This window comes from Maritimibacter sp. 55A14 (assembly GCF_003122205.1).
In the GTDB taxonomy this organism is placed as follows: domain Bacteria; phylum Pseudomonadota; class Alphaproteobacteria; order Rhodobacterales; family Rhodobacteraceae; genus QEYE01.
In genome coordinates, this window is the sequence record NZ_QEYE01000008.1 from 63829 (window position 1) to 89275 (window position 25447).

Below are 25447 nucleotides of genomic sequence, written 5' to 3' on the forward strand. Positions count from 1 at the left end.
CAAAACGAGGAGACAAAGGACATGGCACGCGGAACAGGTGCACGGTCGCAACTGGCGGCTGCGTTTGAGACGGTCTACGGTACGCCGCCCGCCAGCGGTTTCTTTCAGATGCCGTTTGCGAACGATAACGTGGGCTCGGAGCAGCCGCTTCTGGACAACGAACTGCTCGGGTTCGGCCGCGACCCGCTCGCCCCGGTCAAAGATGCGATCACGGTTGGTGGTGACATTACCGTGCCGATCGACGCCGAATCCTGGGGTGTCTGGTTGAAAGGCGCCTTCGGCGATCCGACGACCACGGGCGCCGGGCCGTTCGATCACGAGTTCCAGTCGGGCGGAGTGTTGCTTCCCAGTCTGGCGCTTGAGCTCGGCATTCCGGAGGTGCCGCATTATGCAATGTCGGCAGGTTGCGCCGTCGATCAGATCAGCTGGCAGATGCAGCGCACCGGGAACGTGACGGCGACCGTCAGCCTGATCGGACAGGGTGAAACCAAGGCCGCGACGAGTCAGGCCGGAACGCTGTCGGCGTTTGCATTGAAGCGCTTCGGCAGTTTCAACGGCTCGATCAGCCGCGCCGGTTCAGCGCTCGGCAACGTGGTGTCTGCCCAAATCACCTATGCCAACAATCTCGATCCGGTTGAGACGATTCGAAACGACGGCAAGATTGAAGGCGTGGATCCCGGCATTGCCGCGCTGACCGGCAACGTCGTGGTGCGTTTCGCAAACCAAACCCTGCTGGACCAGGCGATTAACGGCACCGACACCGAGTTCCAGTTCGACTACCTGCTGGGCTCCGGCGAGAACTTCAACCTGACCGCGCATTCGGTCTTCCTGCCCAAGCCCAAGATCGAGGTCACCGGGCCGGGCGGGATCGAGGCCACATTCGACTGGCAGGCGGCGCTCGACAGCGTCACCGGCCGGATGTGCACGGCCACGCTGACCAACGACGTGAGCGGCTACTGATGAAAAGGCTCGACCTTAACCCCGAGCCGAAATGGCTGAAGATCGACGACGAGCTGTCGATTCAGATCAGGCCCGTCACCCAGATGGACGTGCTGGAAATCCTGCGCGGTACTGCCGTGAGCGACACCGTCCAGAAGAAACTGGAGGCTGCCGGTCTGAGCGCTCTCGCGTCCGGCGACCCGAACGATCAAAGCGAGGACGAAGAAGAGATCGAGCTCAGCTTCAACCTGGACCAGGTGCATGATCTTTTCACGATTTCGTCGCGCATCTTCGAGAAACTGGTCGTCGGATGGACCGTGGTCGACATGAACGACGAGCCGATCCCGGTCAGCGCGGAAGCCGCGGCGGCGCTCGTGCGGAGTGACATGGAAATCATGGGCACGATCCTGGTGGCGGTCCTCGAAGCGGCAGATACCACAACCGAGGTCGACGCTGAAAAAAAAGGCTGAGCGCGCTCGCGGAATGGACCTGGGGCGGGGGCGACGACTACTGCCGCCACTGCCCGGATGTCTGCGACGAATGCCCGGCGCGGGTGAATGCGCCGCGGAGCTTCGAGGGCTGGCAGGTCTGGGACCTGGCGCAGCGGCTGGGCGGACAGGTCCGGGCCACGCAGGGCGCGCTGATCGGGTTTGACATGAATGCGGCGCTGGCCATGGGCCGGGCGCTGGGGGTTTCCGGGGCGGCCGTGGCCGAGCTGCTGCCGGTGATCGAGGCGGCGATGGTGACCAAGGTAAACGAGCAGGGGCGCAGGTAGGGATGGCGGATAAACGCATCACGGTCCGGCTGAGCGCGCGCGGCGCCAAGGCCGTGCGCAGCGCGCTGAAAGGCGCGGGCGAGGCCGGCCAGAAATCCTTTGCCCGCCTGCGGTCCGAGATGGACCGGGTCGGCAAGCGGATGCAGCGGTTCGAGCGCCGCATGGTGCGCGTGGGCGCCGTGGCTGCCGCCGCGTTCGCGGCGGGCGCGGCGGCGCTGGTGCGGTCCTCGCTGCAGGGCATCGACGCGCAGGCCAAGCTGGCGCAGTCTCTGGACACGACCGTGGCCTCGATGCAGGTGCTGACCCGCGCGGGCGAGCTGGCGGGCGTGTCGGCGACCGAGGCGGCCGAGGGCGTCACTCGCCTGACGCGGCGCATCTCGCTGGCCGAGCAAGGCACCGGCCCGGCGGTCAAGGCGCTGGAGCGGCTGCGCCTCGGCGCGGCCGAGCTGAACAACCTGCCGGTGGATGAACGCCTGATCAAGATCAACGAGGCGCTGGCCGAGTTCGTGCCCGAGGCCGAGCGCGCGGGCGTGATCAGCCAGCTTTTCGGCGACCGGGCGTTTGCGGCCTTTACCCGCCTCGATGCCGACGTGCTGCGCCAGGCGCGCAAGGAACTGGAAGACTTCGGCGTTCTGGTCAGCGACGTGGATGCCGATCAGATCGAGCGCACCAACGACGCGATCTCGGCGCTCGGGCTGATCACCAAGGGGCTGGGCAACCAGCTTGCCGTGGCGCTCGCCCCGGCGCTGGAGGCGGTCGCGAAGTTCATGGCGGAAGTGTCGAAAGAAGGCGGGCCGCTGAACAACGCCATGAACGTGCTGAAGGACAATCTAAGCATCGTGGCGCGGGTGCTGGCCGGGCTGGCCGTGCTTATCAGCGGGCGCCTGATCGGCATCATGCTTCGGTTCACGTTCAGCATCCAGGGCGCGGCAACGGCCTTGACGGTGTTGCGTGGTGCGCTGCTCAAATCTCTTCTCGGCGCGTTCGTTGTTTTCCTGGGCGAAGCCGCATTTCGGTTTGACCGGCTGGTGCGCGCCGTCGGTGGGTTCGGCGAGGCTTTGGCAGCGTTGAAGCGCGTGGCCGGCGAGGTTTTTGGCGGGATCGTGACCGCGGCCAAGGCGATCCCGCTCGACCTCAAGGCCATCTGGCAGGAAATCAGTGCCGACTTCCTGGGGCTTCTCGCGGAGATGGCACAAGCGTGGAGCGACTTCGTGCGTGACACGTTCGAGAACAGCTTTCTCACGCGGTCGGTCGAGAGTTTCGATCCGATCTCTGGTGACAGTGGACCCGTCGAAAGCCCCTTCGCCGACTTCTTCGACGGCTCGGGCGCGGCCGATCTGGCGGAGAAGCTGCGCACGGCCTCCGGTAAGGCTGCTGCAGCGGCGGCAGAAACCCAGAACCGCGTCGCGGCGGCGGTGACGCAGGGCTTCGGACAGGCGAGCGCCGCTCTCGATGAATTGCTCGGCATCGTGTCGCGCACAGACGACGCAACCGGCGCGCTGGGTGAAAGCACCAAGAAGGTGCTGGAGCAGATGAATGAGCTGGGCAGCGAAAGCGGCGCGGGTGGCAAGGGGGCGAAGGGCGTCGACAAGCTGGCCAAGGCGCTGGAAGAGGCGAAGCGCAAAGCCGAGGCGTTCGACGACCAGATGGGCCGGACGGTCGGCGGGATCATCCGGGGTGCCAACAGCATCAACGACGTGGTCAACCGGCTGCTCGACGGGCTTCTCAATGAGACCTTCGCGGGTCTCTCGCGCTCGCTGGGGCTGGGCAAGATCCTGGGCGGCGTCATTCCGGGCTTTGCCACGGGCGGGGATTTCCCCGGCGGGTTGCGCATCGTGGGCGAGCGCGGCCCGGAGCTGGAGGCGACCGGCCCGGCCCGCATCTTCTCGGCCGCGCAGACGCGCGAGCTGCTGGCGCGCGGCGGCGGGCGTGAGCCCAACGTCACCGTCAACGTGATCGGCGCACCGGAAGGCTCCGAGGTGCAGGAGCGCCGCGGGCCGAACGGTGATCGCGTCATAGACGTGGCCGTGGGCAATGCGATCTCGCGCGGGCGCAACACCCAGCGCGCGCTTTCGGCCCGGCAGAGCGCGCAGCAGCGGGTGCGCCGGTGACGATCTACTGGCCGCTCAAGGATGTCGGCGCGAGCATCCGGTCGAACTACGCCTTGCAGGATGGCGGACACGCGTTCGAGCCGGAGGCCGGCGCGCCGCTCTCGCGGCCCCGGACGACCGCCCGCGTCGAGGCGTGGAAGGTCGAGACCATCGCCATCCGCGAGGGCGATCTGGCGATCTTCGAGGACTGGTTCGACGACACGCTGGCCAAGGGCACGCAGCCCTTCGTGATGACGCATCCGGTCACCCGCGCGTTCCGCAAGATGCAGGTGCAGGACCGGGTCTATTCGATCACGCCGCGCCGCGGTGGGCGGTTTGTCATCGGCATGAATGTGCTGGTGCTGCCGGACGCGTCGTTCCCCGGCACGCGCAAGGGCGAGCTGGTGGAGAACGGCGATTTCCGGACCGGAGATTTTACCGGCTGGACTTCGGTGCCGTCCACTTTCGATCTGGTGCAGAACGACCAGCAGAGCGCCGATGCGATCGCGCAGAAAATCCCCGCCCCATATGCCGTGCGCATGGCGTCCAATTCGGGCACGGCCGAGAGCATGTTCAGCGCCACGGCCTTCGCGGTCGATCCGGCAAAAAGCTACCGGCTGCAATATGACGAGGTTTCGGACGCCGCCGCCGATGGCACGTTCGCGGTTGTCGTGACCTACCTGGACGGCGGCGGCACGCCGCTCGCGACGGACGGCAGCACGTTCGCGCCGTCGGGCACCTCGCAGCCAATCCACAAGTCGATCGACCTTCCCGCGCTGCCCGGCGGTGCGGTGACCGCGCAGGTCTTCGTGCGCCGCGACGCCAACGGCACGGCGGGCAACATCTACCTCACCAACGTCTCGATGGTGCCGCTGTGACCGAGCGCAGCCTGACCCCTGCGCAGATCGCCGACAGCCAGGCGCGCACGTCGCCGCACGCCTACCTGGGCTTCATGCTGATCGACCATCCGCAGCTGCCCGATCCGATCCGGGTCGTGTCGGACGTGGTCGACTACGTCTGGCAGGGCGAGACCTGGACGGCGATCCCGTTCGAGCCGCGGCCGGTGACCGACACCGACGGGCCGCCCTCGGTCGAGCTGAGCTTCCAGAACATCGACTGGCGCATCGGAGAGGCGCTGGCGCGCACCAACGTGCGGGCGCGCGTGAGCCTCTACATCCTCTCGTCGGCGGATTTCGACCTGACGGTCACGCCGCGCGCGGAGATCGGCACGCCGGACGTGATCTACTCGCACTTCAACTTCGAGCTGACGGACGTGGACGTGACCGCCGCCGCGATCTCCGGCCGGCTGCGCCTGCGCGACTTTTCATCCGAGCCCTACGGCATCGACGCCGTGGAGTTTCCGGGGCTCTTCGCATGAGCTGGTGGGGCAAATACGTGGGACTGCCCTTCACCCAGGCAAATTGCTGGGGGCTGGTCCGCGTGATCTTCGGGGATGAGCTGGGCGTGCGCCTGCCGGAGTTCGGCGACGCATCGGCGCGCTACATGGCCGCCTGTGCCCGGCTGAGGTTGCGGCAGGGCAGCAGCGCGGAGCTGCGCGCCGCACAGGCCGCCGTCGCGCAGGAGATCGCCGCCGGCCAGGGCGCGGAGTGCTGGACCGACGTAGCCGCGCCGCGCGCCTTCGACGTGGCGCTGATGACCGCCGGTGCCGACAACCGCGTGCGACACGTGGGCGTAATGATCGACGAGGCGCGCCTGATCCACTCGGAGGCCGGTGCCGGGGCCTGCTTGGTGGGGCTGACCGATCCGGTGATCCGGCACCGGCTCCGCGGCTTCCGCCGCCATGAGGCCTGCGCATGACTCTGGCCGTCCACCGCGATGCGTTCCACCTCGGCCCGGTCGGCTTCCGCGAGGTGGCTCCCGGCGCGAGCCTGGCCGAGATCGCGGCGAGCCTGGGGCTGGAGGCGTTCGACGGCGCGATCTGCATCGACGGGCACGAGGTGCCGCGGGCCGCCTGGCCTCACGTGCGCCCGAAGCCCGGCGTCTCGGAGATCACGCTGCACGGGCCGCTGCAGGGCGGCGGCGATGGCGGCAAGGACATCCTCGGTCTCGTGGCCACGGTCGCGCTGATCGCGGTCACGCAGGGCATCGCGTCGGGTACACTGCTGCTACCGAGCAGCCTAGGCACGCTGACGGCGGGCAGCAAGGTCGTGGCCGGCATCCTGGCCGCTGGCGTTGGTGTCGCGGGCTCGCTGGCGATCAGCGCGCTGATCAAGCCGCCGGCGCTGGCGCGCCAGGATAGCGCGCCGGAAGATCGCGACACGCTCGGGGTCGCTTCGGCCAGCGGCAACAAGCTGGAACCGGGCGGCACGCTGCCGCGCGTGCTGGGCACCCGCAAGGTGTTCCCGTCCTTCGTCACCGAGCCGATGGTCTATCTCGACCGCGGCGACGAGGTGGTCGAGGCGGTGCTGGCCATGTCCGGTCCGCACTCGCTGTCGGACATCCGCATCAAGGGTGCGCCGATCGAAACCATGACCGGCGTCGAGTTCGAGACCCGGCAAGGGTTTCCCGGCGACGACCCGCTGACGCTGGTTACACGATACGCCCGCACCGCGCCCCTGCAGGCTGAGCTGCGCGGGCACCGGGTGCAGGACGGCGGCAAGCTGCTGGAAAGCGCCACGGGCTCGGCGCTGGACAGCCTGCCGCAGCCGGTGGTCACCGCGACGCGCGAGGCGCCCGACGAGCTGCGCATCGACATGGCGCTGCGGCGCGGGCTCTTCAAGCAGGACGCGCTGACCGACAAGGTGCGGGTGCCGCTGCGCATCCGGATCAAGCCGGCGAACGGCACGACCTGGATCAACCTGCCGGAGCTGCACTTCCAGTCCTCGGGCACGGTGCCGCGGCGCATGACGGTCAAGCTGACCTGGGCGGCGTCGCCCGCCACAACGGTCGAGGCGGCCACGGGCGTGGGCTTCGTCGAGGCGCGCACCAGCGCGCCGGCGCAGTCGATCTCGCCGCCCGGCGGGGGCTGGCTGGCGGACGGCTATTTTCACGACGGCGCGGGCGACGTGTGGGCGTCGTCGGCCAATCTCGGCTCGACCGGCGTGCAGCATGTCCGGATGACCGAGTTCGAGGCGGAGATCGTGCTCGACACCGCGAGCTTCCCGCAGGGGCGCTGGGACGTGGAGGTGCTGCGCGGCTACGCCTTCCGCGACACGCTCTACACCGCCTCAACCTACCAGATGAACGGCGCGGTGCGCGACTTCTTCGGCTCGGAGGGCAGCCCGCCGGAGATCAACCAGTCGCGCAGCGACCTGATCGACGACGTGGAGGCGACGCGCGCGGTCTCGGTCTGGAACGCCGCCCCGGCGCCGCGCGGACGCGCCGCCTATATCGCGGTCAGGGCGCGCAATACCAGCATCGAGCAGCTGAGCGCCGTCGCCTCGGGCCTCGTGCGCGACTGGGACGGCGCCGCCTGGACCGAATGGAAAGCCACGTCCAACCCCGCGCCGCATCTGCGCGACGCGCTGGCGGGCATGCTGAACGCCCGCCGGGTGCCCGAAGAGAGCATGGACAACGTGGAGCTTGCCGCATGGCGCAGCGACTGCGCGACAGCGGGCCACGAGGTCAATGTGATCCTGGAAGGCGAGACGGTCGAGAGCACGGCGCAGCTTGCGGCCTCGGCCGGGTTCGCGCAGCTCCGCCAGGCCGACCGCTACGGCGTGGCGCGCGACTTCGATCGCGCCGCCGACAGCCCGGTGCAGCTCTTTGCCAGTGCCAACGTGCGCGACTTCGGCTGGTCGAAGGCTTTCCCGGTGATCCCGGACGGGCTGCGCGTGACCTTCGCCGACCGCGCCCGCGACTACGACCGGCGGCAGATCGTCGTCTACCGCGATCCGACACGCGAGCGCGGCGGGCTGATCGAGGCGATCACCTACGAGACCGCCGTGACCGAGGCGGAGGCGCGCTATCGCGCGCTCTACGACCTGCTGCAGATGGAGTACCGCGCGACGTTCTACAACTTCACCGCGCCCTCGTCGGTGATCCGGGGCAAGCGCGGCAGCCTGATCGCGGTCGCGCATGACAGTCTCAGCCGCCACCAGGGGCAGGGATGGACCAGCCGAATCGAGTATGACGGCGCCGGCGACATGACCGCGATCGAGCTGGACCGGCCGGTGAAGATCACGCGCGAGGCGGACTTCGCGGCGACGCCCGACATCTCGGTCGTGCCCGACCTGTCGCTGATCGGGGCCGAGGGTGGCGTGATGATCCAGCGCCAGGACGGCACGCACACGGTCCACGAGGTGGCCGAGGGCACGGGCACGCATTCGCGCCTGACCTTCCTGGCGCCGATTTCGCCCACGGGCCTGACCGGCGACCCGGAGGTGCTGGTCACGTCGGGGCTGTTTTCCCGCGTGGTGCGACGGCTTGTGGTCTTCGACGTCGTGCCGCGGTCGATCCATGAGGCCGAGGTGACCTGCGTCGACGAGGCGCCAGAGATTTGGCAGAAGCTACAGGAGCGGTTCGGATGAGCTTGCGATTGCCCACGGTCGGCGCCGCGCTGGGGTCGGATTATCAGCAGGAGCTGCAGGACAGCATCTCGGCGCTTTTCGACAGCGTGCCGCTGGTCCTGACCTCGGTTGCCGGCACCAACACGCTGACCGCCAGCGTCACACCCGCGCTGCCCGCCGGCGGGCTCGACGCCAAGATGGCCTTCTGGATCGAGCCCGCCGCCGACAACACCGGCGGCGTGACGCTGAATATCGGCAGCACGTCCGACGTGCCGGTGCTGACGGCCGACGGCTCGGCGCTGACGGCCGGGGATTTCGCGGCCGGGACGATGTACCTGATCCGCTACGACGGCACGAACTTCCGGGTGATCGGCGGGGGCTCGGGCGCAAGCGCCGCGACGGTCTTCGACTACCAGGCCTTCACGGCATCGGGCACCTGGAACAAGCCGGCCGGGCTGGACCCGAACCAGCTCGTGCTCGTAGAGGCCTGGGGCGCTGGCGGGGGGGCGGACCGGGCTGGGTCCGGCGTCGGCACCGGCGGGGGTGGTTCCTATAACTGGCGCTGGTTCCGTGCATCTGATTTGCCATCCAGTGTCTCGGTCACGATCGGCGCTGGCGGCGCTGGCGGTTTCAGGGACGGTACACCCGCTGGCGGTGATGGCGGGGATACGACGTTTGGCTCGTTGCTGACAGCACCGGGCGGAAAGGGGGCAAATGGTTCCACGGGGGGTCTCGGCGGGCGCATCCAGGGCGTCTCGGATGGACTGACCAACGGAGCAGACGGAGTCTTTAATGCCCCGGGGAACAACGCGATCTTTGGCGGTGCGAGCGGCGGTGCTAACGCTGCCGCTGCTGGAACCAGTGATTATGGCGGTGACGGGGGCGCGAACGGGGGTGCCGGGAACCCGCCGGGCGGTGGCGGTTCCATGATCGTAGCGCAGGATACAGGCGGCCCAGGCGCCCGCGGTGAAGTGAGGGTGACAGTCCTATGAAACGCGCAGAGGTGATCAGCGGGGTCGTGGTCAACGTGGCCGAGTTTGACCCGGACAACATTCCCGGCTGGGCGGCCAGCTGGCCGAAGGTGACGGACGGTGCCGGTATCGGCTGGGGCTGGGACGGCAGCGCCTTCACGGCCCCGCCGGCGCCCGATCCGGCGGAAGCGCTGGCGGCCGAGCGCGCGGGCATGATCGTCAGCAAGTTCCAGGCCAAGGTCGCGCTGTTGCAGGCCGGTCTGCTCTCGCAGGTCGAGACGGCGATCCAGTCGGCAGACGCCGTGACCCAGCTCGCCTGGGCCGAGGCCAACGAGTTTCACCGCGACAGTCCCGCCATCGCGGCGCTGTCCGCAGCCATTGGTCTCAGCGAGACGGAAGTTGACGACCTGTTCCGAGCGGCGGCCGTGATCGCCGCGTAATCCCCAACCTCGATCAAGGAGACTATCATGGCCAATGCCATTTACCCGAAATACAAGGAAGCCCTGCTGGGCGGCGGCGCCAACACCGACATGCTGACCGGCGATGTCAAGGCGATCCTCGTAGACCTGGCCGACTACACCTATTCGGCCGCGCACCAGTTCCTGAGCGACGTGCCCGCGGCTGCACGCGTGGCGACCTCCGGCAACCTGGCGACCAAGACCGTTACGGACGGCACGTTCGACAGCGCCGATTTCACGTGGACCGCGGCGACGGGCGACCCGTCGGAGGCGATCATTCTCTATATCGACACCGGCGTGGAAGGCACATCTCGGCTGATCCTCTTCCTGGATACCGGCCAGACCGGCCTGCCGGTCACGCCCAATGGCGGGGACATCAACTTCACGGTCGATGCGGCCGGCTGGTTCACGCTCTGATCCGTGCCCGCCCCGCGCCGATCCGGGCGCGGGGTTAATAACTCCAGCGATACAGGTATAAAGCATGGCGTTCGATCCCGAATCCGGGCTTAGCCTAACGGGCACATTTCCGGTTTCAAACAATATTTCCCAAGGCGCCGTAGCGCGAGATTCGCCTGCCGTTTTTGCCGTGGATTTTGTTGGTCTCGACGGATCGGCTGGGGGTTGTGTTTATGAGCAAGGCGCGTCGGGCGTAGGTTGTTACGTAGGCTTCCGCGCAAACGGTGATTTTGTCTGCCGCGCGGGTGATGGCGGCACTCCCTGGCCGGCAGCGACTGGATACATTCTGGATGGTTCCGGCGTGGTGTCAGGCGATGGAACCCTTGTGTTCGAGTTTGTTCCGGGAAGCCCGGTCACCGTGCGAGCGTGGTGGAACGGCGTTGGAATTGGGACGCCTGTTGCCAGTTCCGTCGCTGAAACGCAATGGGCCGGGACGAACGCTGGGTCGTTCATGTCGTTTGCACTTTCTTTGGTGGACGGGGAGGTGGACGCTGCAGCTGTGGCAACGTCACACTCGGACCTGCGGTACTACGCAGATCAAACCGTCCAGGCGTCCCCCGGAATTTCCGGCACGGCCCACACCGATCCCGACACGTTCGGCTCTCATCTGGTCGCGGTCGGGCCGGTCACGATCAGCGGCACGCGCGAAGTCGATGTCGACGGGTTCGGCACGGGCACGATCCGCTTCACGCTGACCGGCGCCGCCTTCGTCGATCCCGATCAGATCAGGTTCGGTGCGGTCAGCCAGGGCGGCGGGGCGCAGCAGATCACCGGCGGAGCCTTTGCCGATCCGGACACAACGCCAGGCGGCGCGCTCGATCCAGGCCCAGTTGGGGTGCAGGGTGCGGCGCATACCGATCCCGACACGTTCCGCACGCACCTGGTCGGGCGCGGTGCGGTGCAGATCGCGGGCGTGCTGCATATTGATGGCGACAGCATTCCGGGCGGGAAACTGTCGGCTGGTGTGGTGATCCAGGGCGCGCTTTTTGCCGACGGCGACGTGATCCGATCGTCCGTGTTGGTGCCCGGTGCCGTGGACGTGCAGGGCGCGGCGCACTCGGATGCGGACAGCTTCGGCGTGCATCAGATCCTCACCGGCGGCGCGCTGGCCGGCGGCCATTTCAGCGACCCGGACGTTATCCTTGGGGGCACCGTTGATGTTGGCGCAGTCGGCATCGCGGGCGCGCTCTTTGTCGATCCAGACACGCTCGGGCAAAGCGCGGCCCAGGCGATCTTTGACATGCTGGGCGCCACGCATACGGATGCCGATACGTTCGGCACGCACCAGATCAGCGCCAGCGTGGATTTGGGCGGTGTCCTCTACGTCGATCCTGATGTGATCGGGTCGGGGCGCTTCGGTTCTCCGACAGTTGAGCAGCAAGTCATCGGCATCTGGCGCGACGAGCAGATCGCAACCGGTGTCTGGAGCACTGAAATCGTGGCGGTTGGTATCTGGAGGGAAACGGGATGAGCGTGTTGGAACCTTTTGGGCATCTGGATTCGCAAACAATCAGGGTGCCCGTCAAGGTGAACACCGAAAGCGGTGCTGACAAGGACATGTCGGCGCACACCCCGCAGGTGCTTGCCGCGGACGCCGCCGGAACCGTGATCGTCGTGACGTCCTGGATCGACGCTGGAGACATCTTGATCGACGTGGCGCCCGGCACGTTCACGCCCGGCCTGTACCACGTGCAGGTCCGGGCCACGCTCGGCCAGGACACTCAGGCCGTTTTGACCGACGTGCTGGAAATCACTGAAAGCCTCGTGGCGCCGTAAACAAAGGAGACCTGACATGGCCGATCCGAAAGACCTTCTGTGGGACAGCAACAACCAGCCGGTCGCGGACCGCGAGGTCGCCGTCGCCCGCGTGCGCGCCGGCCAGCTGGAAATGGTGACCGACGAAAAAACCGGGCGCTACGTGGGCGTGCACCTGCGCGGCGGGGATTCCGTGGCCGATCCAGAGCCGGCGCCTGAGCCTGAACCGGAGCCGGAACCCGACCCCATACCTGAGCCGGAGCCTGAGCCGAGCCCGGAACCGACACCGGAGCCGACGCCCACTCCGACACCGACGCCAGGCACCGGACAGGCTGTCGCCAACGCAGCCGAGTTGAGAGCGGCGCTCGCCTCGGCGACGGGCGGTGAGACCTTCCTGCTGGCGCCGGGCGATTACGGAGACATGCCACGCCTCGGCCAGTACGCATCACCTGTCACTATCGCCTCGGCCGACCGGAAAAACCCTGCCCGATTCTCGCGCGCGATCCTGAAAGGCGTGAGCAACGTCGCGCTCGACGGGCTGCACCTGAAATACGCCTACAGTGCAGGCGACGCCGCGAGCGCCAACCGCTTCGCCGTGCTGAATTCGCAGGACGTGACTCTGACGCGCAATCTTTTCGAGGGCGCGATCGTCAACGGGGCGGGCCATGGGCGCGGCCTGCAAATCCGCGACAGCATCGGTACCAAGGTTCTGGGCAACGAGTTCAAGACCTGGTGGAAAGCGTGCAGCACCGGCGGCGCCTGCCGCGATACCGTGTTCAACGACAACGACGTGCATCATATCCGGTCGGACGGATTCGGCCCCGGCGATACCGTGGGGCTTGAGTGCCGCCGCAACTGGTTTCACGACAACGTGGCGCTTGACGGCTCCGGCGATCACAAGGACATGATCCAGTTGATGGGCGTGATCGTGAATGGCGTGTTCGCCGATAATGTCTTCGACATCGGCGTGGGCAATCTCGGGCAAACCCTGTTCAGCGGCACCGGCCAGCGCGACACCAGCACATCGGCGGGCTTCCACAAGAACCTGCTGATCGAGCGCAACATCGTCTACAACGCGCAGACCAACGGCATCGCGATCCACGCGGTGGACGGCTGCGTCGTCCGCGACAACACCCTGATTGCCATCCCGGTCTCGGACCCGAAAGCGCAGGGCGGCGTGGCATGGCCGAAGATCAACATCACCGGAACCAATATCGAGATCGCGCGCAACATCGCCGCCGCCGTCTCCGGATCGTCCGGCGCGCGGATCCGGCATAATGCCGAGCTGCTGCCCGACACCTACGCTGCCGAGTTCATCCGGCACGCGGACACCGCCGACGGCTACCACGAATACAGCCCAGCCCCCGGCGGTGTGATCGCGAGTGTCAGCGCCGCGGCCGGGCAGCCCATCGGCGCGCCGATCATGTACCGCTACCCGCTCGGACGCGGGGTGCGGTGAGAAAACGGCTGGCCTGACCGGGCCGAGGAAAAGTCGAGCAGAAGAGGGAGGCAGGCATGCCCGAAAAAGACGCGACATTCTGGCAGACGGTGCTGCTGTGGGGCGGGATCGTCCTGACATGGGCGGGCGGCGAGGCCGGGCGAGTGCTGGTGGCAGGCGCCTCCGGCGGCATCTTTCGCTGGTTTATGTCGCAGCGTCGGAGAATGCGCGACGGCGCACTCGCGGTCATCACCGGCGTGATGGCGGCCAAGTACATGAGCCCGGTCGCGCTGGCGATGATCGAAGCCACGATCGGCCCGATGCGCGACGAGACCGACATACAGGCGACGGCCGCCTTTGCCGCGGGGCTGGGCGGCATGAGCGTGGCCAAGGTGGTGATCGCCGTGTTCGAGAACCAGGCGACCCGTCTCAGGGGTGATCGCAATGACGGATAAGCAGAAGCACGATCTCAAGCAGGTGGCGAAGGAGGAGGGTCGGGTCTGGCTGATCTTCGTCGTCATCGCCGCCTGCTATTTCGTCGGGAAGTGGCTGCTGTGAAGCGGGGAGGGCGAAAGGTGACCGGCAGGATATACACGCACTACACCGATTATCCGATCACGAACTGGCGCTGGGAGAATTTCAGCCCGCGCGAGCTGGCATCGAAGGGCGAGGGCGCGCTGCTGATTCACGAGCCGTCGCTCGATCTGCTGCAAGCGTTCCGCAGCCACATGGGCGTGCCGTTCCTGCTGACATCGGCCTATCGCAGCCCGGCGCACAACGCCCGCGTCGGCGGCGCGCCGAACAGCTATCACATGAAGGGCATGGCGTTCGACGTGCGGATGGAGAATTTCGACCCGGAACATTTCGAGCGCGAGGCCACGAAGATCGGGTTCACCGGCCTGATCCGGTATCCCAACAGCGGCTTCATCCACATCGACACGCGGCCGGGACGCTACAATGCGGGCGGCTATTTTCCAAAGGGCGCAACCAATCTGCCGCTGGAGCAGGCGGACGATTCCGAGCCGGACGATCCTCCGCTCGGGTTCTGGGCGCGGCTGATCCCGGCGGTGCTGCGGCGATAGTTCAAGCAACCAACGATAGGAGACCACCATGAAGTATCTTACGGGAAAAAACGTCGCCATCGCCTTCGCGGTGATCCTCGGCCTGGCCTTTCTCGCGACGATCACATGAGGGGCGGCGGCATACAGGCGCTGATCTATGGGGCCGTGTTCCTGCTGATCTGCGTCGTCATTGCGACCGCGGCGTTTTCACATCAGTCGTTCTGCACCGCGACGGAAAGCGTGCGCGAAATGCTAATCCGCGACCGAGGCGAGAGCCGGGCCTATGTCGGCATGACGCCGCGCGGGATGATGGAGCTATGGGACAACCCTGAAACCCGATCATGGACCGTCATCCAGACAGACCCCTACGGACAAAGCTGCATCATCCTCAACGGACGCCACGCTGGGCCTGTCTTGCGTGAGCGCGGCGAGGACATGTGATGCTCACCCGCTGGGCGCTCATAGGGGCCGGCACGCTTGTTGTGCTGCTCGCTGGTGGCCTTTGGCTGCAATCGGATCGGGTGGACCGCCTGCGCACGGAGAACGCCTCCCTGACGCGCTCCGTGGCCGCCTTGCAGATGCAGGCAGAGCAGGCCGCCCTTGCCCGCGAGGTCGAGGCCGCCCGTGCCGAGCGTGACCGCGCCCGCGCAGCCGAAGCGCAGGCGACGATCGAGGCCATCCTGACAGGAGATTTCGAAGATGAACCGCTTCCACCTGGTCTGGCCGATATTCTTAACGGCCTGCGCGACCACGCCACAGATTGAATACGTCCGACCTGACATTCCGGCCGAGACGCTGACGCCCTGTCCGATTTCGGAACGCAAGGTCGAGACGGTCAAGGAACTGGCCGTGCTGGCGACCGAACATTTGCGCGCGGCCGAGTGCGCGAAAGGCAAGATCGAGACGCTGGCGGAAGTGCTGCGCCCGCGGTGACCGGCGTTAGTTGGATTGATTTGAAACGCGCTCCCATCTTGGGAACCACGTCGAAGGCTTCAGGGGGTGAAATGGCAGTTTCACCCGACGAAGCTTCACAGTCTCTATGCGCCAGTCATCGTTTGGGTACGGCCAGCACGCGGACGATCGGTATTCACCGCATCCTTCACAGTGATCCGGGAGAAAAAAAGGATCGAGGAAATCTTTGTTCTCCCGCTCCCGCGCGACGTGGCCACAGTTGGTGCAGACGGCCTTGTGGTAGACGCGATACATGGTGCCTCCGGCGTTTTCAGGATTCGGTTTCGGCGTCGATCTTGGCGCGGGCCTCGGCAAAAAGCCGGGCGTTCTCGCGCTGGCATTCGAGGTAGTGGTTGTGCTGGGCTTCGGAGACTTCGCCGTCGCCGTAGCACAGCGGGCAGGGCGCACTGCCGTAATTCTCGCAGACGCAGAGGTCGCCCCCGCAATGGCAATTGATCTCGCCCCATCCCGAGCAGCGCGGACACTGGCAGAAATCCTCATCGAAATCTTCGCACATCCGGGCCTCCGGCGTTTACTGGACCGCGCGCAGCGTGGTCATGTTGAAGTCTGCGACGGCAAAGTCGCGCTCGGCGTCTTTGTCCAGATCGACTGCCTTGAGCATCAGCCCTGGCGTCGGGTGCCATTCGGTCGAGCCGTGCCAAAAAGCGACGGGACGCAGGCGGCGCGTGGCCACCTCACCACGCCAGTTCCGGTATTCGCACTGGAATTCTACCGGGCCTTTCAGCGCGATCAGGAAGTTGGTCAGGGAGATTTCCTCGCCTGCTGTCAGGGGCTCTACTTCGGACATGCTGCCTCCGGGGTTAGCTGGACTGGTGGGGATCGTCCTGCGGCCATGCGCAGGCGGATTCGTCATTTTCGCTTGCTTCGCGCAGGTAGGTTGTCTCGATCATGTTGCAGGTGCAGAGGTCTGCGGCTTCCATGCGGTCGAGCATCTCTTTCATTTCGGTGATGTCACAATCGCTGCAGCGGCTGCCCTCGTTCCGATGAAACTCGATCATCTGTGGTTCCCAATCTTCGGGAACCGAAACGACGCGCTCGATCGTCGCTCTGATCACGACCGTGCGCTGGCGGATGACGCATCCGTCCTTGTGCTGCGATCCATGTGGCTCACCGCAATAAAAGCACTTGTCTGGTGGTCCTGCGGGGCGATTGTCACCCTCGATCACCGTCCAATTTTCTCGTTTCATGCTGCCCTCCGGGCGTTATTGGGATCAGCTAATCTTGGCGCATGGGATGCGGCCCTGGTAGGGCCGTCACCGATGTGTCAGACAATGCCTTCTTTGCGCTGCCAATCGCGCCGCTGGCGGAGCCACTGCTGTGCGACTGCCTGCACTCCGTCTGCCGTGGCCATGATCGTGCTGCCCTTGAAATCGCCGCCGTGACAAACCTGACGGCGCTCTTTGGAAGCATAGCCCCGCTCGGTTTCGATCCAAACATAACCGAGGTTATCCTCATCAGCGGCAGGCGCGGTGAATGTGGCTTTGCCAAATTCTTCGGTGCGGGTGGTGTAGGTCATTGTCTGTCTCCATTGCTTTCGAGACTCAATATAGAGACTACGGCTTGACTTGTCCATACCATGAGTCTAAAAAAGCATGAGAGGCACAATCGACTGGTAATAAAGTGGCGTCCAAATCCAACAATGAGCCTGTGCGGAAGATCGGATATGCCCGTGTTTCAACGGCAGATCAGAACCCGGATATGCAGATACAGGCACTCAAAGACTATGGGGTCTCACCAGACCTGATTTTTACGGACAAGGCTAGCGGCGGGACGATGAAGCGGCGAGGCTTCGAGCGCGCCCTGAAAACCGCGCAGCATGCCGGCACTGAGTTCGTCGTCTGGAAGATGGACCGCCTCGGCCGCGACCTGGTCGGCATCCTGGATACGCTGAAACTACTCGGCGATCGCGGTGTGCATTTTGTCAGCCTAACCGAGCGGCTGGATACGCAAGGCCCGATGGGCAAGGCGATGGTGCATATCATTGCGACCATCGCCCAGCTTGAGCGCGACCTGATCCGCGAGCGCACTCTGGCCGGCATGGCTCGGGCGCGTGAGCGCGGCGACAACCCCGGCCGCCCCAAGGCTATGACCGAGGCCCGCGAAGCCAAGGCCCGCGAAATGCTGCTGGATGGCCAGCGAGGCGTCGAGGTCTGGCGCGCGCTGCAAGAGATCGACGGTCCGCCGATCGGCCGGGCCGCATACTACCGATGGCAGAAGGCGTGGGACGAGACCTACGCCAAGCCAGATGAACAATCTCAGTAGGAGGGAAAAGTGGGCGAAGTCTTTTGGTTGGCGGCCGCTTTGGGCGCCACGTCCTTGATGGCCACATGGGTCTTGGGAGGTATGGCCGGAGCGGGGCTGCTCGGTGTTCTGATCGGTGGTTTCTATGCCGTCAATTGGCGTGGGATACGCCAGCCCAATCTACGGCGTCCGGTTCTGTATTCGGCTATTGCGCTCATCGCCATCTCTATTTTGGCCGTCTGGCTCGGCGTCCAGTCAGGGTGAGCGCGATGCTCAAGCTGATAGTCGCAAGGCAACCGCGAGGGCCGGCCGTTCTGATTTATGGCTACCAACCCTCGTCAGCGGTTAGGGAGCCGGTGCTACCGCAGAGAGCGCTGTCGTGCGTGCGGCCCGCCCCGTCGCCGCCAAAGGAATGAGTTGGAACCGAACCGCGTAACCCGTTGATTTCTCATACGCGGTCACGGTTCCAACATCTACCGCAAGCCGCTGTGATCGCGGGCATCCTTCCGGCCTCCCCGGTGCGCCATCCTCCACCTCGCAATGTCGCCGCCCCGGACATCCACTCCCGGCTAGCGCAGTTTATCGCAGGCGGGAAAACCGCCGTGATGCCGAAGGAAAACCGGGCTTCGGGGCAGGCGCGGCGAGTGTCTCGTTCGCAAAGAACTCATACATTTTGTTAGGCGAGCTCCTAAGTTCTGTTGATTTGATCGCGCTGCAAGGTTACTTAGGTGTATGGCTAAGTTTGAGGCAGACCTCGACCTGTGTTTCTCTGCGCTCGGCGACCCGACGCGCCGTGCGATCCTGCACCGTCTGGCGCGCGGCCCAGCAAGCGTTAGCGAGCTTGCTGGACCTCACGATATGGCTCTGCCGTCTTTCATGGGGCATCTGAAGAAGCTGGAAGACGCGGGGCTCATATCCTCGGAGAAACATGGCCGGACGCGTATCTGCGACATGACTCCAAACGCGTTCACGCCTGCAAGGCACTGGTTGAGCGAACAAAGTGCGATCTGGGAAGGGCGGCTGGACCGTCTTGACGATTATGTCACCAACTTGATGAAGGAGCGAAACCGATGAAACTCGACCCCAAAACCGACCTGTCCTTCACACGCACGATCGACGCGCCACGGTCACTCCTCTGGGAATGCTGGACGACGCCTGAACACATCAAGCATTTTTTCGTCCCCAGACCCCACGAGGTGGACAATTGCGAAATCGACCTGCGCGTCGGTGGAAAATTCAACACCACATTCATCGTCGATGGCAACAAGATGATCAACGAGGGAGTCTATCTCGAAGTGGTGGACGGCAAACGTCTGGTCTTTACCGATGCCTACAGCGAGGGATGGAAACCTGCGGCCGACCCCTTCATGACGGCGATTATCGAGTTCGAGGATGACGGCAACGGCGGGACCAGGTACACAGCCACAGCGCGGCACTGCTCGCCGGAGGCTCGTCAATCCCACGAGGACATCGGGTTCTACGATGGTTGGGGCACGGTAGCATCGCAACTCGAAGACTACGCGAAGTCGCTCCGCTGACGCGCAACCTTGTTTACTGGAACCGAAATCCGGTCAACGATGGCATTGTCCGCATCGCGAACACTTGACCTGCTGACCGCGAAGGACGTTCGGACCCGCGTGCCCCTTTTCTGTTTCGCGCGACGGAGAGGGCTTGTCGCACACCCCCCCCGTGCCGCCCGCCGTCAGCCCCGGTGCCGGCGCAGGAGCCAGGCCGCGGCGCGGTCCACCCCGGCGTGCAGCAGCAGCGTGAAGACCGCCAGCACGATCAGGGCCGCGAACATCAGGTCGATCTTGGCGCGGCCATTGGCCAGCAGCATCAGGTAGCCAAGCCCCCTCGACGCGCCCACCCATTCGCCGATGATCGCGCCGATGGGCGCATAGACCGCTGCCAGCCGCAGGCCCGAGGCCAGCGAGGGCAGCGCAGCGGGGATGCGGATGCGCCACATCACCTGTGTGGGCGTGGCGCGCATCACATGGGCCATGTCGAGCCAGCCCTGCGGCGTGCGCATCAGCCCGTCGAAGAAGCTGGAGGTGACCGGGAAATAGATGATCAGCAGCGCCATCGCGATCTTGGAGCCCAGCCCGTAGCCGAACCAGAGCGTCAGCACCGGCGCCAGCGCGAAGACCGGGATGGCCTGCGAGAAGACCAGCATAGGGCGCAGGAGCGGGCGCGCCAGCGGCGAGGCCGCCAGCCAGATCGCCGTGGCCGCACCCAGCAGCGCGCCCAGGACCAACCCGATCATCACCTCCGACACCGTGACCACCGCGTTCTCGGCGATGAGCGCGCGGTGGGTCCAGACCGCCTCGGCCACGCGCGCTGGTCCGGGCAGGATGAAATGCGGCAACCCGGTCGCGCTGACGATGCCCTGCCAGAGCGCGAGGCCCATCAGGACGACCGCGGCCAGGGTGAGGGCACCTCGTATCATGCGTCGGCAAACCCTGCCCAGGCGGCGTCGAAGAAGGCGCGTTCCAGTTCGGTGGCGCGCAGGAAAGTCGCCTCCACCGCGCGGCGGCGGTCCGGATCGAGCGTCTCCCATGTCCGGTCGAGCTGATCGCGGAGATACGCGACCACCGCCTCGAACCCGTCGCCGGAATGCAGCGCGATCCATTCGCCCAGCCAGAAGGGCAGGTCGTCGGGGGCGGGCGCATGCGGGGCGGCCCAGCTCAGATAGCTCCACTCCGCGACCACGAGCACAGCGAGCATCTGCTCGTAGCGGCCCGACGAAGCGGCCTCGGCCATCAGGTTCTGGAAGGCGCGCGTGGGCGATGCCGCGGGGGCGGCCTGCATCGCCGCATCGACGCCCAGTGCTTCGAAGCTGCGCTGGAAATAGGTGTTCTCCGGCCCTGTCACCAGCGCCAGGAACTGCGCGGCGGGCACGCTGTCCTCAAGACTAGGCGCATGGGCGATGGCGCTGGCCAGCAGCCGCACGAAACCGCCGATGAACTTGTAGTCCTGAACCAGGTAGGCGGCCATCTTCTCGGGCGGCAGGGTGCCCGCGGCCAGCGCGTCGGTGAAGGCGTGGCGCGTGGCCGCGTCCCAGTCGGGCCGGGCGAGATCGCGCAGGTGATCGGTGGGGCGCATGGGGAGTTCCTTTCTCAGGCAGGACTGCGGAGCCGGCGCAGCAGGCGGCCCTGCGCCTCCAGCGTGGCCCGGTCGTCGACGGGTCGCGGGGGGGCGCCGGCGGGCGGGGACAGCTCGTCCAGCCCGGTTTCGGTCAGGATGCGTATGTCGTGGCCCAGCCGGGCGGCTTCGGCCGGATCGTGGGTCACCAGCAGCACTGTGCGGCGGTCCAGCAATTCCACCGCGAGGTCCTGCATCTCGGCGCGGGTGCGCGCGTCGAGCGCCGAGAAGGGCTCGTCGAGCAGAATCACCGGGCGGTCCTCCATCAGCGTACGCGCCAGAGCGGCGCGCTGCCGCTGCCCGCCCGAGAGCGCATGGGGCTTCTTGGTGGCGTGCCGGTCCAGTCCGACGCGGTCGATCATCCGCCGCGCGCGCGCCAGGTCCGGGCGTTCGCCGCGCAGCCGGGCGCCCAGCGCGACATTGCCCAGCACGTCGAGCCAGGGGAAGAGCAGATCGGACTGCGCCATCAACGCCACCCGCCCGGTCAGCGGCAGCCCGTCATCGGCGGCGATCGTGCCGGTGAACTCCACCTCCTCGGCCAGCCCGGCGAAGAGCCGCAGGATCGTCGTCTTGCCCACGCCCGAGGGCCCCAGCAGGCAGGTCCACCGCCCGGCGCGCACGTCGAGGCCGAGCGGGCCGAAGAGCGGCGCGCCATCGATGCGCGCCGCACCCGAGAGCGACAGGGACGGGGCGGCTTGCGTCACGGTGCGAGCCCCATCTGCCAGAAACCGACCTCCAGCCGTGTGGCCTCGGTGAATCGCCGGCAGAGCGTCGTCCAGCGGGGCAGTTCATCGAAGCGCGGGCCGAGCCGGCGGGCCAGCGCCCCGTCGAGCAGCGCGCCGGCCTCGGCGCAGACCTGCTGATACTCAGCCCCGGCATAGGTTCCGATCCAGTCGGCATAGGCGTGGTCGGCGTCCATGCCATGCGCCAGCCGCGCGCCGATCTCGCCATAGCCCATCACGCAGGGGGCCAGTGTCACCAGCAGGTCCAGGAAGTCGCCGGAATGCCCGGCATCCATGACATAGCGGGTATAGGCCAGGTTCGCGGGATGCTCCTCGGCCCCGAAGAGATCGGCCTCGCTCAGCCCGGCCTCGGCGCAGGTCTTCACATGCAGGCTGATCTCGCCATTGACCAGCGCATCGACCGTGGCCGTGCAGGCGCGCATTTCCTCCACCGTCTCGGCCTTGGTCACCGCCAGCGCCCAGGCGCGGGCGAAATGAATCAGGAAGATGTAATCCTGCACCAGATAGCCCAGATAGGCCGCGCGCGGCAGCGACCCGTCGCGAAGTCCCTCCACGAAGGCGTGGCGGGTATAGTCCCGCCAGACCGTCCCCGCGGCATCACGCAGGCGCGGGAAGGTGGTGCCGTAATTGCCACTCATTGCGCCCCCAGGTCGATGGCCAGCCCCTCCACCGGGGTCAGGTCCTCGATCATGCCGGTGTCGTGCAGGAACGCCTCGAACCGGGCATAGCGCGCCGGGTCGAGCGCCGAGGGCCGCAGCGCGAAACGGGGCACCGTATCGACCCATGCCTTGGCATTCAGCTCGTCCTGCAACTCGCGTGAGGTGGCGGCGAAGATCTCCCACGCCTCCTGCGGGTGGTTGACGATGAATTGCGTCGCGCGTTCCGTGGCGGCCAGGAAACGGCGGATCACGTCGGGGTTCATGGTCTCGGAATTGGCGACATAGATCAGTTCGTCATAGGCCGGGATGCCTTCCTCCTCGATGAAGAAGCAGCGCCCCGGCACGCCCTCGATCTCCATCTGGTTCAGCTCGAAATTGCGGTAGGCGCCGATCACCGCATCGACCTGGCCCGACATCAGCGAGGGCGAGAGCGACCAGTTCACGCTGACGAGTTCCACATCGTCGAGCGTCAACCCGTGCTGGCCCAGGATGGTTGCGAGCACCACCTCCTCCACGCCCGCGACGGAAAAGCCCACCTTGCGGCCCTTCAGGTCGGCGCTGCTCTTGATCGGCCCGTCCTCCAGCACCAGCAGGCAGTTGAGCGGCGTGGCCACCAGCGTGCCGACGCGGCGCAGCGGCAGTCCGCCCTCGACCTGCATATGCAGTTGCGGCTGGTAGGAGATCGCCAGATCCGCCTTGCCGGCCGCGACCATCTTCGGCGGGTCGGACGGGTCGGCGGGCGGCACGATCTCCACCTCGAGCCCCTGATCCGCGAAATAGCCCCGCTCCTGCGCCACGATGATCGGGCCGTGATCGGGATTGACGAACCAGTCGAGAATCAGCGTCATCCGGTCGGCCGCATGGGCGGGCAGGGCGAGGCTGAGCACGAGCAGAAACGCGATGGATCTTGGAAACATGAAGGAGCCTTTCAGGATTGTGAGCGGTCGCCGAGCGCGACCAGCTTGATCTCGCCGTCCCAGACGGCACGAAGCCGCTCCGCCGCCTGCCAGGACCGCAGCCCGCTGCGGCAGCAGAGTACGGCGCGCTGGCCCGGCTCGGGCAACGGTCCGCCGGGGCCGAAATCCGTCACGCTCAGCCGCCGCGCATGGGGCGCGGCGAGCGGGCCTTCCTCGGGGCGGCGCAGGTCCACGGTGAAATCCTGCGGCGTGATCGCGGCAGGGTCGAGGAAGCCGGGCGCGCCTTCGGTTTCCGGCGCGTTGTCGAAACGGAAGGCCCCGAAGCGGAAAGCGGCCGCATCGAAGGTGACGATCCGGCCCAGCGGCGCGGGCGCCTGCCCGGTCAGCACGGCCAGCGCCATCTGCGCCTGGAGCGCGCCCAGCACGCCCACGACCGGGCCCAGCACGCCGTCCTCGGCGCAACTGCCCAACCGTTCGGGCAGGTCGGGGAAGACCGCCCGCAGGCTGGGCGCGCCGCCGCAGAACCCGCCGGCATAGCCCGCCAGCCCGGTGACAGAGGCGCTGATCAGCGGCAGGCCCGCCACCAGGCAATGATCGGATAGCGTATAGCTGGCGGCGAAACTGTCGGCGCAGTCGAGCACCAGATCGGCGCCTTCGGTCAGCGCCGCCACGGTGCCGGGATGCAGGCTGTCCTCTAGGGGCACGATCTCGCATTCGGGGTTCAGCGCGGCCATGTGGCACGCCGCGGCCTCGGCCTTGGGACGGCCGATATCGGCCTCCCGGAAAAGGGTCTGGCGGTGCAGGTTGGTGATCTCCACCCGGTCGGGATCGACCAGCGTGATCCGGCCGACCCCGGCGCCGGCCAGGTATTGCAGCGCCGGCGCCGCAAGCCCGCCCGCGCCAATCACGCAGAGCCGGCCCGCGCGCAGCGCCGCCTGCCCGGAGGGGCCAAAGCCCGGCACGGCGGTCTGGCGCAGATATCGGTCGGGTGCCGTCATCGCGTCGTCTCGACCCATTCGCGGCAGCGCGCGCCGGGATCGTCGTGGAGCGTGATATCGGTGACCACCGAGACCACATCCGCCCCGGCAGCGAAGGCGGGCGCGGCGCGCTCCACCGAGAAGCCGCCGATGGCCACCAGCGGGCGGGCGCCGATCAGTGCCTTCCACTCTGTGATCCGGTCGATGCCCTGCGGCCCGAACGCCATCTGCTTGAGCCGCGTCGGGAAGATCGGCCCCAGCGCCACGTAATCCGGATCGAGCATCAGCGCGCGTTCCAGTTCGGCATGATCGTGGGTGCTGATGCCCAGCTTCATCCCCGCGCGCCGGATCGCCGGGACGTCCGCGTCATCCAGATCCTCCTGGCCCAGATGCACGAAATCGCAGCCCGCTTCGATCGCCTCCTGCCAGTGGTCGTTGACCACGAGCTGCGCGCCGTGTTCCGCGCAAAGCTCGCGTGCCACGTCGATCTCGTGGGCCAGCCGGTTCGGCGTGGCCTCCTTGATGCGAAGCTGCACCAGCTTCACGCCGTGGGGCAGCATCCGCCCCAGCCAGGCGGCGCTTTCGAAGATCGGGTAGAAACGGTCGAGTGTCATTCCAGAAACGCCTTTCCAAGCACCGGGGTCGAGGGCGCGGCCATGTCGCGCGGTTCCATCGGGTCGGCGTCATGGCCGAGCCGCCCGGCCTCCACCGCGCGGGCGAAGCCTTCGGCCATCGCCGCCGGGTCGCCCGCTTTTGCCACCGCGGTGTTGAGCAGCACCGCGTCGAAGCCCATCTCCATCGCCGCCGCCGCGTGCGACGGCAGGCCGAGCCCGGCATCCACCACCATCGGCACATCCGGCAGGTGCGCGCGCAGGCTGCGCAGCCCGTAGATGTTGCTCAGCCCCAGCCCGGTGCCGATCGGCGCACCCCAGGGCATCAGCACCTCGCAGCCCGCATCGAGCAGCCGTTCAGCCAGCACCAGGTCCTCGGTCGTGTAGGGGAAGACCTCGAACCCCTCGCCGGTCAGGATGCGCGCGGCCTCCACCAGCCCGAACGGGTCGGGCTGCAACGTGTCGGCATGGCCGATCACCTCCAGCTTGATCCAGTCCGTCTCGAACAGTTCGCGCGCCATCTGTGCCGTCGTCACCGCCTCGCGCACGCTGTGGCAGCCGGCGGTGTTGGGCAGCAGCCGCACACCCAGCCTCGCGATCAGGTCGCGGAAATCCTGTCCGGCGCGGCCGCCACCGGCCTCGCGCCGTACCGAGACCGTCGCCACCCCCGCGCCCGAGCGGCGGAACGCCTCGGCCAGCACTGCGGGCGAAGGGTATTGCGCGGTACCCAGCATCAGGCGCGAGCCCAGCTCCACGCCGTAGAAATCGGTCATC

Annotated in this window: 35 protein-coding genes; 23 read left to right on the forward strand and 12 right to left on the reverse strand. The window is 66.7% G+C overall.

Translation table 11 applies throughout. The annotated features are described in order from the left end of the window. Nucleotides 1-21 precede the first annotated feature (21 nt). The 19 genes from DDZ14_RS08515 (at nt 22) to DDZ14_RS08605 (ending at nt 15345) form a co-directional block, all read left to right on the forward strand. Entirely contained in the window at nt 22-960 is a 939-nt protein-coding gene (locus tag DDZ14_RS08515) for a phage tail tube protein (protein WP_109424537.1), read from the forward strand. Further along, on the forward strand, nt 960-1409 hold the full coding sequence (locus DDZ14_RS08520; RefSeq protein WP_109424538.1) for a hypothetical protein: 450 nt from the start codon (nt 960-962) through the stop codon (nt 1407-1409). The genes DDZ14_RS08515 and DDZ14_RS08520 overlap by 1 nt, the downstream gene beginning before the upstream one ends. 83 nt (nt 1410-1492) lie before the next feature. Then, entirely contained in the window at nt 1493-1714 is a 222-nt protein-coding gene (locus DDZ14_RS08525; protein WP_109424539.1) for a hypothetical protein, read from the forward strand. 2 nt (nt 1715-1716) lie between these two features. After that, the gene (locus DDZ14_RS08530; RefSeq protein ID WP_109424540.1) at nt 1717-3825 is read left to right on the forward strand and encodes a phage tail tape-measure protein; all 2109 of its coding nucleotides are present in this window, start codon (nt 1717-1719) and stop codon (nt 3823-3825) included. Then, the gene (locus DDZ14_RS08535; RefSeq protein WP_109424541.1) at nt 3822-4682 is read left to right on the forward strand and encodes a hypothetical protein; all 861 of its coding nucleotides are present in this window, start codon (nt 3822-3824) and stop codon (nt 4680-4682) included. The genes DDZ14_RS08530 and DDZ14_RS08535 overlap by 4 nt, the downstream gene beginning before the upstream one ends. Then, on the forward strand, nt 4679-5182 hold the full coding sequence (locus DDZ14_RS08540) for a DUF1833 family protein (RefSeq protein WP_109424542.1): 504 nt from the start codon (nt 4679-4681) through the stop codon (nt 5180-5182). Before DDZ14_RS08535 ends, DDZ14_RS08540 begins: the two co-directional genes overlap by 4 nt. Further along, nucleotides 5179-5622: an NlpC/P60 family protein gene (locus tag DDZ14_RS08545; protein WP_109424543.1), complete on the forward strand. Its 444-nt coding sequence runs from the start codon at nt 5179-5181 to the stop codon at nt 5620-5622. Before DDZ14_RS08540 ends, DDZ14_RS08545 begins: the two co-directional genes overlap by 4 nt. Further along, entirely contained in the window at nt 5619-8294 is a 2676-nt protein-coding gene (locus DDZ14_RS08550; RefSeq protein ID WP_109424544.1) for a phage tail protein, read from the forward strand. The genes DDZ14_RS08545 and DDZ14_RS08550 overlap by 4 nt, the downstream gene beginning before the upstream one ends. Next, on the forward strand, nt 8291-9265 hold the full coding sequence (locus tag DDZ14_RS08555; protein ID WP_109424545.1) for a hypothetical protein: 975 nt from the start codon (nt 8291-8293) through the stop codon (nt 9263-9265). The genes DDZ14_RS08550 and DDZ14_RS08555 overlap by 4 nt, the downstream gene beginning before the upstream one ends. Continuing rightward, the gene (locus DDZ14_RS08560) at nt 9262-9684 is read left to right on the forward strand and encodes a hypothetical protein (RefSeq protein ID WP_109424546.1); all 423 of its coding nucleotides are present in this window, start codon (nt 9262-9264) and stop codon (nt 9682-9684) included. The genes DDZ14_RS08555 and DDZ14_RS08560 overlap by 4 nt, the downstream gene beginning before the upstream one ends. Before the next feature lie 27 nt (nt 9685-9711). Next, nucleotides 9712-10119, forward strand: coding sequence for a hypothetical protein (locus DDZ14_RS08565; protein ID WP_109424547.1), 408 nt, complete (start codon nt 9712-9714; stop codon nt 10117-10119). 64 nt (nt 10120-10183) lie between these two features. Then, nucleotides 10184-11629 (forward strand): hypothetical protein, encoded by a 1446-nt coding sequence (locus tag DDZ14_RS08570; RefSeq protein WP_146193119.1) that lies wholly within the window; start codon nt 10184-10186, stop codon nt 11627-11629. After that, a complete protein-coding gene (locus DDZ14_RS08575) occupies nt 11626-11934 on the forward strand; it encodes a hypothetical protein (RefSeq protein ID WP_109424549.1) in 309 nt (102 codons plus the stop codon). Before DDZ14_RS08570 ends, DDZ14_RS08575 begins: the two co-directional genes overlap by 4 nt. A 16-nt stretch (nt 11935-11950) precedes the next feature. After that, nucleotides 11951-13372 carry a hypothetical protein gene (locus DDZ14_RS19870; protein WP_109424550.1) on the forward strand — a complete coding sequence of 474 codons (1422 nt, stop codon included), beginning with the start codon at nt 11951-11953 and terminating at the stop codon, nt 13370-13372. 56 nt (nt 13373-13428) lie between these two features. Further along, on the forward strand, nt 13429-13806 hold the full coding sequence (locus DDZ14_RS08585) for a hypothetical protein (protein ID WP_109424551.1): 378 nt from the start codon (nt 13429-13431) through the stop codon (nt 13804-13806). A 120-nt stretch (nt 13807-13926) separates the two neighbouring features. Further along, nucleotides 13927-14433, forward strand: a complete 507-nt coding sequence (locus tag DDZ14_RS08590) for a D-Ala-D-Ala carboxypeptidase family metallohydrolase (RefSeq protein ID WP_199221315.1) — start codon at nt 13927-13929, stop codon at nt 14431-14433. 144 nt (nt 14434-14577) lie between these two features. Next, entirely contained in the window at nt 14578-14853 is a 276-nt protein-coding gene (locus DDZ14_RS08595) for a hypothetical protein (protein WP_146193120.1), read from the forward strand. Continuing rightward, the gene (locus DDZ14_RS08600; RefSeq protein ID WP_109424553.1) at nt 14853-15176 is read left to right on the forward strand and encodes a hypothetical protein; all 324 of its coding nucleotides are present in this window, start codon (nt 14853-14855) and stop codon (nt 15174-15176) included. Before DDZ14_RS08595 ends, DDZ14_RS08600 begins: the two co-directional genes overlap by 1 nt. Beyond that, the gene (locus DDZ14_RS08605) at nt 15112-15345 is read left to right on the forward strand and encodes a hypothetical protein (protein ID WP_109424554.1); all 234 of its coding nucleotides are present in this window, start codon (nt 15112-15114) and stop codon (nt 15343-15345) included. The genes DDZ14_RS08600 and DDZ14_RS08605 overlap by 65 nt, the downstream gene beginning before the upstream one ends. A 289-nt stretch (nt 15346-15634) precedes the next feature. Here the strand turns inward: DDZ14_RS08605 and DDZ14_RS08610 are convergent, their stop codons facing one another. The 4 genes from DDZ14_RS08610 to DDZ14_RS08625 all read right to left on the reverse strand — a co-directional run bounded on the left by DDZ14_RS08610 (nt 15635) and on the right by DDZ14_RS08625 (nt 16900). Continuing rightward, nucleotides 15635-15880, reverse strand: coding sequence for a hypothetical protein (locus DDZ14_RS08610; protein ID WP_109424555.1), 246 nt, complete (start codon nt 15878-15880; stop codon nt 15635-15637). A 15-nt stretch (nt 15881-15895) separates the two neighbouring features. Next, a complete protein-coding gene (locus DDZ14_RS08615) occupies nt 15896-16171 on the reverse strand; it encodes a hypothetical protein (RefSeq protein WP_199221316.1) in 276 nt (91 codons plus the stop codon). A 13-nt stretch (nt 16172-16184) separates the two neighbouring features. Beyond that, nucleotides 16185-16571: a hypothetical protein gene (locus DDZ14_RS08620; protein ID WP_146193121.1), complete on the reverse strand. Its 387-nt coding sequence runs from the start codon at nt 16569-16571 to the stop codon at nt 16185-16187. A 77-nt stretch (nt 16572-16648) separates the two neighbouring features. Further along, complete coding sequence (locus DDZ14_RS08625) at nt 16649-16900, reverse strand: hypothetical protein (protein ID WP_109424557.1); 252 nt, start codon at nt 16898-16900, stop codon at nt 16649-16651. A gap of 131 nt (nt 16901-17031) precedes the next feature. Between DDZ14_RS08625 and DDZ14_RS08630 the strand changes: the two genes are divergently transcribed. The 4 genes from DDZ14_RS08630 to DDZ14_RS08645 all read left to right on the forward strand — a co-directional run bounded on the left by DDZ14_RS08630 (nt 17032) and on the right by DDZ14_RS08645 (nt 19163). Next, complete coding sequence (locus tag DDZ14_RS08630; protein WP_255417496.1) at nt 17032-17646, forward strand: recombinase family protein; 615 nt, start codon at nt 17032-17034, stop codon at nt 17644-17646. Nucleotides 17647-17655: 9 nt separating this feature from the next. After that, nucleotides 17656-17889: a hypothetical protein gene (locus DDZ14_RS08635; RefSeq protein WP_109424559.1), complete on the forward strand. Its 234-nt coding sequence runs from the start codon at nt 17656-17658 to the stop codon at nt 17887-17889. 468 nt (nt 17890-18357) lie between these two features. Next, complete coding sequence (locus tag DDZ14_RS08640) at nt 18358-18699, forward strand: metalloregulator ArsR/SmtB family transcription factor (protein ID WP_109424560.1); 342 nt, start codon at nt 18358-18360, stop codon at nt 18697-18699. Further along, the gene (locus DDZ14_RS08645; RefSeq protein ID WP_109424561.1) at nt 18696-19163 is read left to right on the forward strand and encodes an SRPBCC family protein; all 468 of its coding nucleotides are present in this window, start codon (nt 18696-18698) and stop codon (nt 19161-19163) included. Before DDZ14_RS08640 ends, DDZ14_RS08645 begins: the two co-directional genes overlap by 4 nt. A 164-nt stretch (nt 19164-19327) precedes the next feature. On the opposite strand, the gene DDZ14_RS08650 is transcribed toward DDZ14_RS08645, so the two are convergent. The 8 genes from DDZ14_RS08650 to DDZ14_RS08685 are packed head-to-tail and all read right to left on the reverse strand — an operon-like array spanning nt 19328 to nt 25446. Continuing rightward, on the reverse strand, nt 19328-20071 hold the full coding sequence (locus DDZ14_RS08650) for an ABC transporter permease (RefSeq protein ID WP_109424562.1): 744 nt from the start codon (nt 20069-20071) through the stop codon (nt 19328-19330). Beyond that, a complete protein-coding gene (locus DDZ14_RS08655) occupies nt 20068-20727 on the reverse strand; it encodes a TenA family protein (protein WP_109424563.1) in 660 nt (219 codons plus the stop codon). The genes DDZ14_RS08650 and DDZ14_RS08655 overlap by 4 nt, the downstream gene beginning before the upstream one ends. Nucleotides 20728-20741: 14 nt before the next feature. Beyond that, on the reverse strand, nt 20742-21470 hold the full coding sequence (locus tag DDZ14_RS08660; protein ID WP_109424564.1) for an ABC transporter ATP-binding protein: 729 nt from the start codon (nt 21468-21470) through the stop codon (nt 20742-20744). Beyond that, nucleotides 21467-22147 carry a TenA family protein gene (locus tag DDZ14_RS08665; RefSeq protein WP_109424565.1) on the reverse strand — a complete coding sequence of 227 codons (681 nt, stop codon included), beginning with the start codon at nt 22145-22147 and terminating at the stop codon, nt 21467-21469. The genes DDZ14_RS08660 and DDZ14_RS08665 overlap by 4 nt, the downstream gene beginning before the upstream one ends. Next, the gene (locus DDZ14_RS08670) at nt 22144-23085 is read right to left on the reverse strand and encodes an ABC transporter substrate-binding protein (RefSeq protein WP_109424566.1); all 942 of its coding nucleotides are present in this window, start codon (nt 23083-23085) and stop codon (nt 22144-22146) included. The genes DDZ14_RS08665 and DDZ14_RS08670 overlap by 4 nt, the downstream gene beginning before the upstream one ends. Before the next feature lie 11 nt (nt 23086-23096). Continuing rightward, the gene (locus DDZ14_RS08675) at nt 23097-24083 is read right to left on the reverse strand and encodes a HesA/MoeB/ThiF family protein (protein ID WP_233252532.1); all 987 of its coding nucleotides are present in this window, start codon (nt 24081-24083) and stop codon (nt 23097-23099) included. Further along, nucleotides 24080-24676, reverse strand: a complete 597-nt coding sequence (locus DDZ14_RS08680) for a thiamine phosphate synthase (protein ID WP_109424568.1) — start codon at nt 24674-24676, stop codon at nt 24080-24082. Before DDZ14_RS08680 ends, DDZ14_RS08675 begins: the two co-directional genes overlap by 4 nt. Further along, entirely contained in the window at nt 24673-25446 is a 774-nt protein-coding gene (locus DDZ14_RS08685) for a thiazole synthase (protein ID WP_109424569.1), read from the reverse strand. Before DDZ14_RS08685 ends, DDZ14_RS08680 begins: the two co-directional genes overlap by 4 nt. Nucleotide 25447 lies beyond the last annotated feature (1 nt).

Bases quoted from the DNA above. Each gene is read 5' to 3' on its own strand.
- DDZ14_RS08600 (WP_109424553.1), top strand. From the start codon at position 14,853: ATGCTCACCCGCTGGGCGCTCATAGGGGCCGGCACGCTTGTTGTGCTG.
- DDZ14_RS08545 (WP_109424543.1), top strand. From the start codon at position 5,179: ATGAGCTGGTGGGGCAAATACGTGGGACTGCCCTTCACCCAGGCAAAT.
- DDZ14_RS08620 (WP_146193121.1), bottom strand. From the start codon at position 16,571: ATGAAACGAGAAAATTGGACGGTGATCGAGGGTGACAATCGCCCCGCA.
- DDZ14_RS08555 (WP_109424545.1), top strand. From the start codon at position 8,291: ATGAGCTTGCGATTGCCCACGGTCGGCGCCGCGCTGGGGTCGGATTAT.
- DDZ14_RS08650 (WP_109424562.1), bottom strand. From the start codon at position 20,071: ATGATACGAGGTGCCCTCACCCTGGCCGCGGTCGTCCTGATGGGCCTC.
- DDZ14_RS08515 (WP_109424537.1), top strand. From the start codon at position 22: ATGGCACGCGGAACAGGTGCACGGTCGCAACTGGCGGCTGCGTTTGAG.
- DDZ14_RS08520 (WP_109424538.1), top strand. From the start codon at position 960: ATGAAAAGGCTCGACCTTAACCCCGAGCCGAAATGGCTGAAGATCGAC.
- DDZ14_RS08675 (WP_233252532.1), bottom strand. From the start codon at position 24,083: ATGACGGCACCCGACCGATATCTGCGCCAGACCGCCGTGCCGGGCTTT.
- DDZ14_RS08680 (WP_109424568.1), bottom strand. From the start codon at position 24,676: ATGACACTCGACCGTTTCTACCCGATCTTCGAAAGCGCCGCCTGGCTG.
- DDZ14_RS08585 (WP_109424551.1), top strand. From the start codon at position 13,429: ATGCCCGAAAAAGACGCGACATTCTGGCAGACGGTGCTGCTGTGGGGC.
- DDZ14_RS08605 (WP_109424554.1), top strand. From the start codon at position 15,112: ATGAACCGCTTCCACCTGGTCTGGCCGATATTCTTAACGGCCTGCGCG.
- DDZ14_RS08645 (WP_109424561.1), top strand. From the start codon at position 18,696: ATGAAACTCGACCCCAAAACCGACCTGTCCTTCACACGCACGATCGAC.
- DDZ14_RS08560 (WP_109424546.1), top strand. From the start codon at position 9,262: ATGAAACGCGCAGAGGTGATCAGCGGGGTCGTGGTCAACGTGGCCGAG.
- DDZ14_RS08610 (WP_109424555.1), bottom strand. From the start codon at position 15,880: ATGTGCGAAGATTTCGATGAGGATTTCTGCCAGTGTCCGCGCTGCTCG.
- DDZ14_RS08575 (WP_109424549.1), top strand. From the start codon at position 11,626: ATGAGCGTGTTGGAACCTTTTGGGCATCTGGATTCGCAAACAATCAGG.
- DDZ14_RS08615 (WP_199221316.1), bottom strand. From the start codon at position 16,171: ATGTCCGAAGTAGAGCCCCTGACAGCAGGCGAGGAAATCTCCCTGACC.
- DDZ14_RS08640 (WP_109424560.1), top strand. From the start codon at position 18,358: ATGGCTAAGTTTGAGGCAGACCTCGACCTGTGTTTCTCTGCGCTCGGC.
- DDZ14_RS08550 (WP_109424544.1), top strand. From the start codon at position 5,619: ATGACTCTGGCCGTCCACCGCGATGCGTTCCACCTCGGCCCGGTCGGC.
- DDZ14_RS08655 (WP_109424563.1), bottom strand. From the start codon at position 20,727: ATGCGCCCCACCGATCACCTGCGCGATCTCGCCCGGCCCGACTGGGAC.
- DDZ14_RS08665 (WP_109424565.1), bottom strand. From the start codon at position 22,147: ATGAGTGGCAATTACGGCACCACCTTCCCGCGCCTGCGTGATGCCGCG.
- DDZ14_RS08570 (WP_146193119.1), top strand. From the start codon at position 10,184: ATGGCGTTCGATCCCGAATCCGGGCTTAGCCTAACGGGCACATTTCCG.
- DDZ14_RS08685 (WP_109424569.1), bottom strand. From the start codon at position 25,446: ATGACCGATTTCTACGGCGTGGAGCTGGGCTCGCGCCTGATGCTGGGT.
- DDZ14_RS08670 (WP_109424566.1), bottom strand. From the start codon at position 23,085: ATGTTTCCAAGATCCATCGCGTTTCTGCTCGTGCTCAGCCTCGCCCTG.
- DDZ14_RS08530 (WP_109424540.1), top strand. From the start codon at position 1,717: ATGGCGGATAAACGCATCACGGTCCGGCTGAGCGCGCGCGGCGCCAAG.
- DDZ14_RS08625 (WP_109424557.1), bottom strand. From the start codon at position 16,900: ATGACCTACACCACCCGCACCGAAGAATTTGGCAAAGCCACATTCACC.
- DDZ14_RS08565 (WP_109424547.1), top strand. From the start codon at position 9,712: ATGGCCAATGCCATTTACCCGAAATACAAGGAAGCCCTGCTGGGCGGC.
- DDZ14_RS19870 (WP_109424550.1), top strand. From the start codon at position 11,951: ATGGCCGATCCGAAAGACCTTCTGTGGGACAGCAACAACCAGCCGGTC.